Here is a 13,152-nt window from a genome sequence, read left to right as displayed (position 1 = left end):
CGCGTCACCCGCGTTCGTACTGAAGACAACCGCTGGAGACGCCCGGTGAGTTCCCCAGATCCGCAGGTTCGCGCAGCGCGAAACCACTCAACCAGTCCCGCCGTGCGCGGGCCCGTCGTCGCGGTCACCGGTGCCGCGTCCGGCGTAGGAGCGCTGCTCACCGAGCGGCTCGCCGAGTCCGACGAGATCCGGCAGGTCATCGCCATCGACGAGCGGCGCGGCGAGTGCGCGTCCGCCCAGTGGCACATCCTGGACGTGCGGGACCCGGCGATCGCCGAGAAGCTGCGCGGGGCCGACGTGGTGGTGCACCTCGCCGTCGACCTCGACCTGGGCACCGATTCGGCGGCCCGCAGCGCGTACAACGTGCGCGGGACCCAGACCGTGCTCACGGCGGCCGCCGCGGCCGGGGTGCACCGGGTCGTGCTGTGCACGTCGGCGATGGTCTACGGGGCGCTGCCCGACAACGAGCTGCCGCTCTCGGAGGACGCTGAGCTGCGGGCGACCGCCGAGGCCACGGGGGTCGGCGACCTGCTGGAGATCGAGCGGCTCGCGCGCCGGGCGCCGCGCGCTCATCCCGGCCTCAATGTCACCGTGGTGCGTCCCGCGACCCTGGTCGGAGGGACGGACACGGCGCTGACCAGGTATTTCGAGTCGCCGCGGCTGCTGGTGGTGGCCGGGTCGCGCCCGGCCTGGCAGTTCTGTCACGTCGAGGACCTCTGCGGGGCGCTGGAGTACGCCGTGCTGGAGAAGGTCGACGGGGAGCTCGCCGTCGGGTGCGAGGGGTGGCTGGAGCAGGAGGAGGTCGAGGAGCTCAGCGGGATCCGGCGCATGGAGCTGCCGTCCGCGGTCGCGCTCGGGGCCGCCGCCCGGCTGCACCGGATCGGGCTCACGCCGTCACCGGCGGGCGACCTGGCGTACACGATGTACCCGTGGGTGGTGAGCGGGAGCCGGTTGCACGACGCCGGGTGGCGGCCGCTGTGGACGAACGAGGAAGTGCTCGCGGAGCTGCTGGAGGAGGTCGCCGGGCGGCACACCGTGGCCGGACGGCGGCTGGGGCGGAAGGACGCGACGGCCGCGGGTGCCGCCGGTGCGACGGTCGCGCTGCTGGGCACGGCGGCGCTGGTGCGGCGGGCGCGGAAGGCGCGGGGCAGGCGTTGACGGGCGCCCCGGCCGGTCCGGGGCGCGGGTGAGGCACGATGGGGGTATGGCTGTGAATGATGATCACCCTGGTGAGCGGGGCGCCGCGGAGCCCATCAAGCTGATCGCGATCCGGGAGACGGCGCTCTCCCTCGACGAGGTGTTCCGGGCGGTCGGGGACGACGCGGCCGGGGGGACGGCGCTGTTCGTGGGGACCGTGCGGAACCACGACGGCGGGGCCGATGTCGACGCGCTCGGCTATTCGTGCCACCCGACGGCCGAGGCCGAGATGCGGCGGATCGCGGAGAAGGTGGTCGCCGACTACCCCGTGCGGGCGCTCGCTGCCGTGCACCGGGTGGGGAATCTGAAGGTGGGTGACCTGGCCGTGGTCGTCGCCGTGTCCTGTCCGCATCGGGGCGAGGCCTTCGAGGCGTGCCGCAGGCTGATCGACGACCTGAAGCACGAGGTGCCCATCTGGAAGCACCAGCGGTTCTCCGACGGCACCGATGAATGGGTCGGAGCTTGTTGATGGAGTGACCGGAATACGCCCGTGCGCGTTCCGGTTGCGTAACCCGGCCCCCGGCGAGAGCGTTGACGGGACGGACGGATAATCTGCTGATCAGTCAGTTGTGGTTGCTTCATAGGGGTTGGGAGGCCGGCATGGCGGCGCTCGCCTGGTTGCTGATTCCACTGGTGGCCGCGATCGGTGCCGGACTGTGGGGTGGCTGGGCCAGCCGGAACCGCAGGAGCATCGAGGACGGCACCGAGCTCGCGGGATACTCGCGCTTCCGCGAGGCCATGGAGCGGTCCCACACCGGCGGCTAGTGCCCGCGCCGGCCGCCCCCGGACGGACGGCCCCGACGGTGCACTGACAGGCCTGTCCCGTACTGTCGTTCCATGCCACGCCGCACCGCGACGATGCTCGCCTCCACCCTGATGCTGATCGCGCTCCTGTGCGCGGGTGTGATCATTCCCGTGCCGTATTCGGAGATGTCGCCGGGGCCGACGGTGAACACGCTCGGGGAACACGGCGGCGAGCCGGTACTGCAGATCTCGGGACGCAAGACGTACGCGACGACCGGCCACCTGAACATGACAACGGTCCGTGTGACCAGCGCCGACTACAGGATGAACCTCGTCGAGGCCGTGTACGGCTGGCTGGCACACGACAACAAGGTCGTCCCGCACGACACGCTCTACCCGGACGGCAAGACCGAGGAGCAGTCGACCCAGGAGAACGCCGAGGAGTTCAGCCAGTCCCAGGAGAGCGCCAAGGTCGCCGCCCTGAAGGAGCTGGGCATCCCGGTGAAGTCCTGGGTGATCGTCTCCACCGTCCTCAAGGACTCACCGGCCGAGGGCGAGCTGCACGCCGGTGACGTGATCAAGTCCGTCGACGGCACGGCGGTCAAGGCGCCCGAGGACGTCGCGAAGCTGGTCACCAAGCACAAGCCCGGCGAGGACGTCGACTTCGTCATCGTGCCCGCCAAGGCGCAGGCCGCCGCCGAGAAGGCGAACAGGACGGCGACCGAGACCGAGACGGTCACGATCACCACGGCCAAGTCCGACGACACGGGCGAGGAACGGGCGATCGTCGGAATCTCCGCCGGGACCGACCACACCTTCCCGTTCACCATCGACATCAAGCTCGCGGACGTCGGCGGCCCGAGCGCCGGACTGATGTTCGCCCTCGGGATCTACGACAAGCTCACCCCGGGCAATCTCACCGGCGGCAAGTTCGTGGCCGGCACCGGCACGATCGACGACGCGGGCAAGGTCGGCCCCATCGGCGGCATCGAGATGAAGACGGTCGGCGCGCGTGACAAGGGCGCCGAGTACTTCCTGACGCCCAAGGACAACTGCGCCACGGCCGCCAAGGACACCCCCGACGGGCTCACCCTCGTCAAGGTCGACACCATCGAGGACGCCCTCGGGGCCCTCAAGGACATCCGCTCCGGCGACACGGCCGATCTGCCGAAGTGCACCACCAAGGGCTGACGGGAGCGCAGTGACGGCGCACGCGCGCGTGGGGGCGCCCTCCGAGCCGGAGGGCGCCCCCACAGTCGTTGATCGGATCGTCGTAGATCCGAGTGTCGTGGACCCGAGTGTCGTGGATCCGGTCGTCCCGGACCCGGTCGTCGTGCGGCCGGGGATCAGTCCACGAAGGTCGCGGACAGGGCCTCCGCCAGGCCCGGGACCAGTTCGGGGCCGGTGAGGACCTCGGTCGGGGTGTCCTTCTCACGCAGGCGCAGGGCCGAGTCGCGGGAGCCGTCGCGCAGTACGGCGACCGTCATCCGGACCTCCTGGCGGTCGGGGTGGGAGGCCACCCACTTGGTGAGCCGGGCCCCGTCCAGGTTCTCCGGGACGGACGCCTCGGCGGACGGCGGCAGCATCAGCCGCTCCACGGTCAGGGCGCAGCCGACCACCGCGTCGGGCCAGGCGATGGTGCCGAGGAACTCGTCCAGCGCCTTGCCCGCGGGAATCTCCTCCTGCTCGATCGGAGTGAGACCCACGGTCTCGGACTCGTCCTGCAGACCGAGCTGAGCCGCGAGGGCGGGTTCCTGGGACCGCAGACGCGCGGTATCCACCAGGGCGAAGAGGCGAGCGGGCTGGTCCCAGCCGAGGCCCGAGGCGTACTCGTCGATCTCGAGCACCGCCCGGGTGAGGGGGTTCGCTGCCATGGGAGTGTTGGACATGGTCACAATCCTGCCTCGTTCGTTCCCGGAAGCGGGAACCGAGTAAAGCGTGAGTAAGTTGCATAGGTGAGGCCCCTACGATCACGGGGCCCGCTGGAGGGTCCGCAGACGCGGGCCTGACGTATCGACAGCGAACTTCGAGGTGCGCACCTTGGCTTTCCAGATGCCGGACCGCGGCGGAGGCCCGACGGGGCCGCGGATCAGAGTGGGCCGACCGTCCCGACGTGTCCGGACCCTGCTCATGACGCTCGGCGTCCTTGCCGTCCTCGGCATGGCGTTCGTCATGTTCGCGGGGTTCTGGACGGACTGGCTCTGGTACCGGTCGGTGAAGTACTCCTCCGTCTTCACCACCACACTGTGGACGAAGATCGGGCTCTTCTTCGTCTTCGGTCTGCTGATGTCGGCCTCGGTCGGCTTCAACATCTGGTTGGCGCACCGGCTGCGGCCGCCGCTGAGCGCGATGTCGATGGAGCAGCAGAGCCTCGACAGGTACCGCATGGGCATCGCGCCCTACAAGAAGTGGCTGCTTCTCGGGATCACCTCCCTGGTGGGCCTCATCGCCGGCGCCTCCGCCTCCGGGCAGTGGCGCACCTGGCTGATGTGGGTGAACGGGGTGCCCTTCGGGCAGAAGGACCCCCAGTTCGACCTGGACGTGGCCTTCTACGCCTTCGACCTGCCCTGGTACCGCTTCCTGCTCGGTTTCGGCTTCGCCGCCGCCGTGCTCTCGGTGATCGCCGCCGCGCTCACGCACTACCTCTACGGCGGCCTCAGGGTCACCTCGCCGGGCGCGCGTGCCACCGCAGCGGCCACCGGGCACCTGTCGGTGCTCCTCGGCATCTTCGTCGCTCTGAAGGCGGTCGCCTACTGGCTCGACCGCTACGGGCTCGCGGTGAAGTCCAGCGACTTCAAGGCCACGGGCAACTGGACCGGTCTGCGGTACGTCGACGCGAACGCGTACCTGCCGGCCAAGACGATCCTGTTCTGCATCGCCGTGATCTGCGCGCTGCTGTTCTTCGCCACCATCTGGCGGCGCACCTGGCAGCTGCCGGTCATCGGCTTCGGTCTGATGGTCCTCTCCGCGATCCTCATCGGCGGGCTGTACCCGGCCATCGTGCAGAAGTTCCAGGTCCAGCCGAACGAGCAGGCCAAGGAAGCGCCGTACGTCGAGAAGAACCTGGCGGCGACCCGACAGGCCTACGGCATCGACGGGACCGACGTCGAGGAGTACTCGGGTGTGAGCGACACCACGGACAAGGCCAAGCTCCGCAAGGACGCCGACACCACGGCCAGCATCCGCATGCTCGACCCGAACATCGTCTCGCCGACGTTCCAGCAGCTCCAGCAGATGAGGAACTACTACGCGTTCCCCACGAACCTGGACGTCGACCGGTACAGCAATGAGGACGGCGCGGAGCAGGACACGGTCATCGGTCTGCGCGAGCTGAACCTCGCCGGCATCCCGAAGAACAACTGGATCAACGACCACTTCCGCTACACCCACGGCTACGGCGTGGTCGCCGCCAAGGGCACCGAGGCCACCTCCGGAGGCCGCCCGGTCTTCACCGAGTCCGACCTGCCGTCCAAGGGCGACCTGGGCGAGTACCAGCAGCGGGTCTACTACGGCGAGAAGACCACCCAGTACTCGATCGTCGGTGGCCCCCAGGACGAGATCGACTACTCCGACGACAGCGGTGAGAAGACCACCAGCTACAAGGGCGGCAGCGGGGTGAACCTCTCCAGCCCGATCAACCGCGCCGCGTACGCGGTGGCGTTCAACGAGCCGCAGATCCTCTACTCCGGTGCCATCGGCGAGGGTTCGCGGATCCTGTACAACCGCACGCCCAAGGAGCGTGTCGAGGCCGTCGCGCCGTGGCTGACCATCGACGGCGACGCCTACCCGGCCGTCGTCGACGGCAAGATCCAGTGGATCGTCGACGCGTACACCACCACCAACGGCTACCCGTACGCCTCCCGCACCACCCTGGGCGACACGACGGCCGACTCGCTGACGGCGGACAACAGCCAGCGCGCGGTGGTGGCCCAGCAGAACCAGGTCAACTACATCCGCAACTCGGTGAAGGCGACCGTCGACGCGTACACGGGTCAGGTCAAGCTCTACCAGTGGGACACCCAGGACCCGGTCCTGAAGACCTGGATGAAGGCGTTCCCGGGCACGGTGGAGTCGAAGGACGACATCTCCGACTCGCTGCTGGCCCATCTGCGCTACCCGCAGGACCTGTTCAAGGTGCAGCGCGAGCTGCTGACCCGCTACCACGTGAAGGACGCCGAGACGTTCCTCAGCGGCAGCGAGGTGTGGCAGGTCCCGGACGACCCGACCAACACCTCGGGCAACGCGGTGCCGCCGTACTACCTGAGCATGAAGCTGCCGGGCCAGACGGAACAGGCGTTCTCGCTGACCACGACGCTCACGCCGAACGGCCGGGACAACCTCAGCGCCTTCGTGGCGGTCAACGCCGAGGCGGGCACCAAGGACTACGGCAAGATCAGAATTCTGAAACTGCCGACCAGCGAACCGATCGACGGGCCGAAACAGGTCCAGAGCCAGTTCAACTCCGAACAGGACATCGCCGAGACGATCAGCCTCCTCAAGAGAGGTGACTCGCAGGTCGAGTACGGCAACCTCCTGACGGTCCCGCTCGATGGCGGACTGCTCTACGTGGAACCCGTCTATGTGAAGGGCGGCGGACTCAAGTACCCGCTGCTGCGCAAGGTCCTGGTCACCTACGGCGGCAACACGGCCTTCGAGGACACCCTCGACGCGGCGCTCAACAAGGTGTTCGAAACCGAGGGCGCGCCCACCGAGCCGCCGCCGGACGACCCCGACGAGGGCACCGACGAGCCGCCGACGTCGGGCGATCCGACGGTCCAAGAGGCCCTGCAGCAGGCTCAGAAGGCGTTCGACGAGGGGCAGCAGGCCCTCAAGGACGGCGACTGGGAGGCGTACGGCCGGGCCCAACAGGACCTGGAGGACGCGTTGAAGCGGGCGGAGGACGCGCAGTCCAAGGCCGACGCGACCGGCGGCAGCGGCAGTGAGGACAGCGACCAGAGCGGCGACGGAGGCTCCGGAGGCGGCTGATTCAAGGCTCCGTCCCGCGCCGTGGTACGGTTGCAACGCAACGGCGCGGGGTGGAGCAGCTCGGTAGCTCGCTGGGCTCATAACCCAGAGGTCGCAGGTTCAAATCCTGTCCCCGCTACTGAAGTTGAAGGCCCGGATCCTCTAAAGGATCCGGGCCTTCGACGTGTTGGCCGGGATGCACGGGAAATCTGTGTTTGACTTGTCGCTCTGTGGGCATGTCGACAAAACGCTGTAGTGACCTCAATGGCTGCGGTATACCAGGTGTACCCAGGTTGCAGGTGGTGCGACGATGGACGTTATGGGGGACAAGGCAACTCTGTTGGAGACAGGGCGGTTTGCGCAGCCTGCCGACATTGCGCTGCCTGCCGACTTCGTGCTGCCCGCCGAGTCCGCCTCGTCGGTCGAGTCCGCGGGGGTCGCGGACGAGGACGAGACGGGCGACGCCGTCGAGGAGGCGCGTCAGCGGCTCGCCGCCGAAGCCGGTGACACCGAGGCGATGAGTGTCCTCGGCGCCATGCTCCTGCGCCGCGGCGACCTGGACGGAGCCGAGCCCTGTCTTCGGGCCGCCACCGCGGCCGGGGACCGGGCGGCCGCCAACAACCTGGGTGTCCTGCTGCACCAGCGTGGGTACGCCGACGAGGCCGCCGGCTGGTGGCGGGTCGCGGCCGTCGCCGGTTCCGCCGCCGCCGCGCACGCGCTCGGTCGGCACCACCGCGAGCGCGGCGATGAACCGGCCGCCGAGTACTGGCTGCGCCAGTCCGCGGAGCAGGGGCACGCCCTGGGCGCGTACGCGCTCGCCGACCTGCTGGAGCACCGCAGCGACGCCGCCGCCGAGCGGTGGATGAGAGTGGCCGCCGAGCGCGGGCACCGCGAGGCCGCGTACCGGCTCGCGCGGACGCTCGACCAGCGCGCGGAGCAGGAGGAGCGCACCGCTGTGCGCGAAGGGCGGAAGATCGCACGCGCGGCGCTCGAGATCGGGAGCGGCCCCCGCGAGCGCCGTGCTGCCGCGCGGGACGGCGGCGGGCGGGCCGTGGGCGCGGGGCAGCGCGACACCGACAACGGTGTCGTGGCGGGCGCCGCCGAGGAGGCGGAGCAGTGGTACCGGCAGGCCGCCGCGCGCGGGCACCGACGGGCCGCGCTGCACCTCGGGGCGATCCTGGAGCGGCGCGGGGAGCTGAAGGAGGCCGGCCGCTGGTACCTGACCTCCGCGAAGGACGGCGAGCCGCGCGCCGCGTGCGCGCTCGGGTTCCTGCTGCGGGACGCGGGCGACACCGAGAGCGCGGCCGTGTGGTGGCTGCGGGCCGCCCAGGACGGCAACGGCAACGCGGCGAACGCGCTGGGCGCGCTGCACGCCGAGCGCGGCGAGACGCAGACCGCCGAGCGCTGGTACCGGGCCGCGATGGACGCCGGGGACGTCAACGGCGCGTACAACCTCGGGCTGCTCTGTGCCGAGCAGGGGCGGACCGCGCAGGCCGACCAGTGGTACCGGCGTGCCGCGTACGCCGGCCACCGGGAGGCGGCGAACGCGCTGGCCATCCTGCTGCTCCAGGTCGGCGACGCGTCCGGTGCGGAGCCGTGGTTCTCCAAGGCCGCCGAGGCCGGGAGCGTCGACGCCGCCTTCAACCTGGGCATTCTGTTCGCCGGACGGGGCGACGACGCGACGGCACTGGTCTGGTACGAGCGGGCGGCTGCCGCCGGGCACACCGAGGCGGCGCTCCAGGTGGCCATAGCGCGGCTGCGGGACGGTGACGAGCGCGCCGCCGAGCGGCATCTGCGGTGCGCCGCCGGTGGGGGCAGCGCGGAGGCCGCGTACCGGCTGGCCGCCGTGCTCGACGCGCGCCGTCCGCCCGCGCCCGCACACGAACTGGGCGAGCCGGTGCGGGAGAAGAACGAGTGCGAGGAGTGGTACGAGCGGGCCGCGTCGCAGGGGCATCGGCGGGCGCAGGTGCGTGTCGGGATGCTGGCGGCCGGGCGGGGGGACGTGGTCGAGGCCGCGCGGTGGTACCGGGTCGCGGCGGAGTCGGGGTCGCGGAACGGCGCGTTCAATCTGGGGCTGCTGCTGGCCCGGGAGGGGAGTGAGCCGGAGGCCGCCGTGTGGTGGGCTCGGGCCGCCGACGCGGGGCATGGACGGGCGGCGTTGCGGCTCGCCCTCGTCTACGCGCGTCGGGGTGAGCTGGTGGAGGGGAAGCGGTGGGCCGACCGGGCCGTGGCGCTCGGGCCGGCCGAGGTGGCGGAGCGGGCGGCGCGGTTGCGGGATGCGTTGCGGGACGAGTTGTCGGCGTAGGTGAGGGGGCGGGGCGCCGAAGGGGTGTCAGGGCGGCGGGGTGGCGGTGTGGTCCGGGGCTGCGAGGGTGCCCGGGGGCGCGTGCTGGGCGCCGGGCGGTGTCTCGCTCACCGGCGCTGGCAGGGTGCCGCTGCGCCCACCCGTGCCGCCCCAGCGGCACGACTGCCCGCTGCTATGCCGGGTTCGCGGTGTCGTTGCGTCCCGCCCGTTGCGCCCAGGGGTGCGGCTGCCCGCGGCCGTGCAGGGCCGGGGTGTCGCTGCGTCGCGGCTGTGGCGCCCAGGGGTGCGGCTGCCCGCGGCTGTGTCGGGCCGGGGTGTCGCTGCGTCCACCCGTACTGGCCTGCTGCACTGCGGCTGCGCCTGGTTTGGGCTGGTGGTTAATGGATTTGCTCTGGTCGGCGAGGGTGACGTAGTGTTCAGTTCATCGACGCGGGGTGGAGCAGCTCGGTAGCTCGCTGGGCTCATAACCCAGAGGTCGCAGGTTCAAATCCTGTCCCCGCTACTGAAGGCCGATGGCCCGGGACCGTGAGGTTCCGGGCCATCGGTGTTTTTTGTTCAGGTTCACATTCAGGTGTCGAAGAAAAGCCCCGGCCGTTGTGCGGCCGGGGCTTCGTCGTGCGGCGGTGGTGGTGCTACGCCTGGGTGCAGTTCGGGCAGACGCCTCGGTAGGTGACCTCCACGTCCGAGACGGTGAAGCCGAAGCGCTCGGAGGTGGGGAGGTCCGCCAGGGGGTTTCCGGTCGGGTGCACGTCACGGATCGTGCCGCACCGGGCGCAGACCAGGTGGTGGTGCGGACGGTGCGCGTTCGGGTCGTACCGCTTGGCACGCCGGTCCGTGGCGACTTCCAGCACCTCGCCGAGAGAGACCAGCTCCCCGAGGGTGTTGTAGACGGTCGCCCGGGAGATCTCGGGCAGCTTGGCGACAGCGCGCGCGTGCACCTCGTCGGCCGTCAGATGGACGTGTTCGCCGTCGAGGACCTCGGCCACGACACGCCGCTGCGCGGTCATACGCCATCCGCGTCCGCGCAGCCGCTCCAGAAGGTCACTCATACCGGTCAGCGTAACAGCAAGCGGAAACAGTTCCCGAACGGGTGTGAATTTGGAGCTTGCCTTGACTTGGATTTTGTCCAATGTAGGATTTGGCTTCGATCGATGAAGGCTTCGGCAAGCGCCTGGAGGCCGCCGTCCAGGCCTTGTGCGGCTGACCGGGGTTGGACCGCTTGTCGTTGGGGCGGGCCGGGGTCTCGTAGGAGACTCCCGGCCCGTTCGTGCGTCCGGGGCGCGGCTACGCCGGTGCGGGCTGTCGGGCGGGTGCCCAGCAGCGGATGATGTCGCGGACCGAGACGATGCCGATGGGGGCGCCCTCGTCGAGGACGATCAGATGGCGGAAGCCGCCGTGGGTCATGGCGCGGGCGGCTTCCTCCAGGGTCCAGGACGGCGTGGCGAACACGACGTCGGTGGTGGTGTGGGCGTGGGCGCGCTCGGTGTCGGGGCTCTGGCCCAGGCCCACCGAGACGAGGACGTCGCGTTCGGTCAGGATGCCGAGTCCGCCGGCGTCCGGGTCGAGGACCACGGCCGCGCCGATCCGGCGAGCCGCCATCAGGGCGGCGGCCTGGCGGAGGGTGTGATCGGGGCCGATGGTGAGGACCACTGTGCTCATGGCGTCGCGGACGAGCATGGAGTTCAGCCACCTCCTAGGGAATCCCGGAACGCTTTGTTCAAGGATTCACAAGTTCACAAGTGGGGGAACTCTCAATGTGGCAGGTAAAGCGGAGGTCAACAAGAGGGCGTGCGTGGTCAGTTCGGGGCGCCCCGGATCATTCCAGGGCTCAGTAGCGCTGGTTCAGATAGCCCAGGAGCTCGTCGTGGAGGAGGCCGTTCGAGGCCGCCGCGTTGCCGCCGTGCGGGCCGGGGCGGCCGTCGAGGCCGGTGAAGCTGCCGCCCGCCTCGGTGACGATGATCGCGTTGGCGGCCATGTCCCAGAGGGAGAGCTCGGGTTCGGCGCAGATGTCCACGGAGCCCTCGGCGACCATCATGTACGGCCAGAAATCGCCGTACGCCCGGGTGCGCCACACCTCGCGGGTCAGGTCCAGGAAGCCGTTGAGGAGGCCGCGCTCCTCCCAGCCACTGAGGGAGGAGTACGCGAAGGAGGCGTCCGAGAGGTCGGCGACGCGGGAGACGTGCAGGCGGGAGGCCGAGCTCAGACTGCGGCCGGTGAAGGCGCCGTGGCCCTTGGCGGCCCACCAGCGGCGGCCGAGCGCGGGGGCGGAGACCACGCCGACGACGGGCTGGTAGCCGCCCTCGGCCGCCTCCATGAGGGAGATCAGGGTGGCCCAGACGGGGACGCCCCGGACGTAGTTCTTGGTGCCGTCGATCGGGTCGATCACCCAGCGGCGCGGGCCGGTGCCCTCGACGCCGTACTCCTCGCCGAGGATGGCGTCGCGGGGGCGGGCGCGCTGGAGCTGGCCGCGGACGAGTTCCTCGGCGGCCTTGTCGGCCTCGCTCACCGGGGTCATGTCCGGCTTCGTCTCGACCTTCAGGTCGAGGGCCTTGAAGCGGGACATGGTGGTCGCGTCGGCGGCGTCCGCGAGGACGTGGGCGAGGCGGAGGTCGTCGAGGTAATCGGCCATGTGGCGAACGGTATCCGCCGAGGTCGGTGCGGGGCTACAGGGGTCGGGGTCGGACCGGCGGAGGCGGCGGTACGTATGGGGTTCGCCGGGGTGGGCACCTGAGTGGGGGCTGTCGCCGCGTGCGGAGGATCGTGCCGCGCACATTGGCCGGTGTGCGCCCCTGGGGGGTGCCGTGAACCCTTGACAGTGACTTGATGCGCGTCAAATCTGAGGGCCAGAGCCGCCCGCTCGCATTCAGGGAGGCGATGATGCCTGCAGCGCGGGAATCCTTGTTGGACGCCGCTTACACGGCGCTGGTGCGTCGGCCGTGGTCCGCCGTGCGCATGGTGGACGTGGCGGCGGTGGCCGGAGTGTCACGTCAGACGCTGTACAACGAGTTCGGCAGCAAGGACGGGCTCGCCAGAGCCCTGGTCCGCAGGGAAGCGGACGGCTATCTGGCGGGCGTCGAGCGGGCGCTGGCCACCCCCGCGGACTCGCGGGACCGGTTGGCGGCGACCGCCGAGTGGACCGTGGCGGCCTCCCGCAACAACGCGCTGATTCGCGCCATGCTCACCGGCTGCTGGAGCGAGCGGCTGCCGTCACCGACGCTCGCGGCTGTGCGCTCGTCCTCCGCGGTGCCCGCGCAGCGCCGCGCGGACGGGCCGCTGCCCGCGCCCACCGACTTCGTCGCGCTGGTGCGCGAGCGGGCCGTGGCCGTGCTCTCCGCGCCGGGCGCCCCCAAGGCGGACCAGGCGGAGCTGGCCAGGTCCTGTGAACTCGCGGTGCGGCTCGCCCTCTCGTGCGTGGCAGCGCCCCCGGTCGACGGCGGGGTCACGGACCTCGTGCGGACGGCGCTGCCCCGACAGCTCAGCCGTCCCCTCGGCTAGCTGTCGCCCAGGGAGTGGTGGGGGCTGAGCTGGCGGGCCGGAACTGGTGGGTCGGAACTAGTGGGCCGAGCCCGACAGTTGGAGTCCCACGACGCCCACGATCACCAGGCTGATCGAGACGATCTTCAGGGTCGACACGATGTCGCCTAGGAAGATCATCCCGTAGATCGCGGTGCCGGCCGCGCCGATGCCCGTCCAGACGGCGTAGGCGGGGCCGACGTCGAGCTTCTTCAGGGAGAGGGTCAGCAGGCCGAAGCTGCCGAGGGCGAAGACGCAGAAGGCGACCGTCGGCCAGAGTCTGGTGAAGCCGTGCGAGAGCTTCAGACAGACGGCGAATCCGGTCTCCAGAAGCCCCGCCACGACCACCAGCAGCCACGCCATGTCTCGTCCTCCCGTGTCCCACGTTCCGTGACCGCTTCGTCTGTTCTCGGCTGATCTCGTCTGGT

12 protein-coding genes and 2 tRNA genes are annotated in these 13,152 nt (G+C 70.5%); 9 read left to right on the top strand and 5 right to left on the bottom strand.

Annotation, left to right across the window (positions count from 1 at the left end):
• Window positions 1-45: 45 nt before the first annotated feature.
• From ACZ9QC_RS13485 to ACZ9QC_RS13470, 4 genes are all read left to right on the top strand, one after another.
• A complete protein-coding gene (locus ACZ9QC_RS13485; protein WP_215448896.1) occupies window positions 46-1,158 on the top strand; it encodes an SDR family oxidoreductase in 1,113 nt (370 codons plus the stop codon).
• 46 nt (window positions 1,159-1,204) lie between these two features.
• Window positions 1,205-1,666, top strand: a complete 462-nt coding sequence (locus ACZ9QC_RS13480; RefSeq protein WP_472920364.1) for a molybdenum cofactor biosynthesis protein MoaE — start codon at window positions 1,205-1,207, stop codon at window positions 1,664-1,666.
• Window positions 1,667-1,797: 131 nt separating this feature from the next.
• Window positions 1,798-1,962, top strand: coding sequence for a hypothetical protein (locus tag ACZ9QC_RS13475; RefSeq protein WP_179201718.1), 165 nt, complete (start codon window positions 1,798-1,800; stop codon window positions 1,960-1,962).
• A 72-nt stretch (window positions 1,963-2,034) separates the two neighbouring features.
• Window positions 2,035-3,132: a YlbL family protein gene (locus ACZ9QC_RS13470; RefSeq protein ID WP_472920363.1), complete on the top strand. Its 1,098-nt coding sequence runs from the start codon at window positions 2,035-2,037 to the stop codon at window positions 3,130-3,132.
• 155 nt (window positions 3,133-3,287) lie between these two features.
• Here the strand turns inward: ACZ9QC_RS13470 and ACZ9QC_RS13465 are convergent, their stop codons facing one another.
• The gene (locus ACZ9QC_RS13465) at window positions 3,288-3,830 is read right to left on the bottom strand and encodes a PPA1309 family protein (protein ID WP_472920362.1); all 543 of its coding nucleotides are present in this window, start codon (window positions 3,828-3,830) and stop codon (window positions 3,288-3,290) included.
• Window positions 3,831-3,993: 163 nt separating this feature from the next.
• Here ACZ9QC_RS13465 and ACZ9QC_RS13460 point away from each other — a divergent pair, with 163 nt between their 5' ends.
• The 4 genes from ACZ9QC_RS13460 (at window position 3,994) to ACZ9QC_RS13445 (ending at window position 9,713) form a co-directional block, all read left to right on the top strand.
• On the top strand, window positions 3,994-6,927 hold the full coding sequence (locus ACZ9QC_RS13460) for a UPF0182 family membrane protein (protein WP_472921676.1): 2,934 nt from the start codon (window positions 3,994-3,996) through the stop codon (window positions 6,925-6,927).
• A gap of 44 nt (window positions 6,928-6,971) precedes the next feature.
• Window positions 6,972-7,045, top strand: a tRNA-Met gene (locus tag ACZ9QC_RS13455).
• 171 nt (window positions 7,046-7,216) lie between these two features.
• Window positions 7,217-9,211, top strand: a complete 1,995-nt coding sequence (locus tag ACZ9QC_RS13450) for a tetratricopeptide repeat protein (RefSeq protein ID WP_472920361.1) — start codon at window positions 7,217-7,219, stop codon at window positions 9,209-9,211.
• Between the two features lie 428 nt (window positions 9,212-9,639).
• A tRNA-Met gene (locus tag ACZ9QC_RS13445) sits at window positions 9,640-9,713 on the top strand.
• Between the two features lie 130 nt (window positions 9,714-9,843).
• Here the strand turns inward: ACZ9QC_RS13445 and ACZ9QC_RS13440 are convergent.
• From ACZ9QC_RS13440 to hisN, 3 genes are all read right to left on the bottom strand, one after another.
• Window positions 9,844-10,260, bottom strand: a complete 417-nt coding sequence (locus tag ACZ9QC_RS13440; protein WP_472920360.1) for a Fur family transcriptional regulator — start codon at window positions 10,258-10,260, stop codon at window positions 9,844-9,846.
• 235 nt (window positions 10,261-10,495) lie between these two features.
• A complete protein-coding gene (locus tag ACZ9QC_RS13435; protein WP_472920359.1) occupies window positions 10,496-10,888 on the bottom strand; it encodes a CBS domain-containing protein in 393 nt (130 codons plus the stop codon).
• 151 nt (window positions 10,889-11,039) lie between these two features.
• Entirely contained in the window at window positions 11,040-11,840 is an 801-nt protein-coding gene (hisN, locus tag ACZ9QC_RS13430; RefSeq protein ID WP_472920358.1) for a histidinol-phosphatase, read from the bottom strand.
• Window positions 11,841-12,088: 248 nt separating this feature from the next.
• Between hisN and ACZ9QC_RS13425 the strand changes: the two genes are divergently transcribed.
• Window positions 12,089-12,706 (top strand): TetR/AcrR family transcriptional regulator, encoded by a 618-nt coding sequence (locus ACZ9QC_RS13425; protein WP_472921675.1) that lies wholly within the window; start codon window positions 12,089-12,091, stop codon window positions 12,704-12,706.
• A 57-nt stretch (window positions 12,707-12,763) separates the two neighbouring features.
• Here the strand turns inward: ACZ9QC_RS13425 and ACZ9QC_RS13420 are convergent, their stop codons facing one another.
• Window positions 12,764-13,087, bottom strand: coding sequence for a DMT family transporter (locus ACZ9QC_RS13420; RefSeq protein WP_045559048.1), 324 nt, complete (start codon window positions 13,085-13,087; stop codon window positions 12,764-12,766).
• Between the last annotated feature and the right edge of the window lie 65 nt (window positions 13,088-13,152).

The organism is Streptomyces sp. HUAS MS02 (genome assembly GCF_055702265.1).
This window is presented reverse-complemented; position numbering and strand designations above follow the sequence as displayed.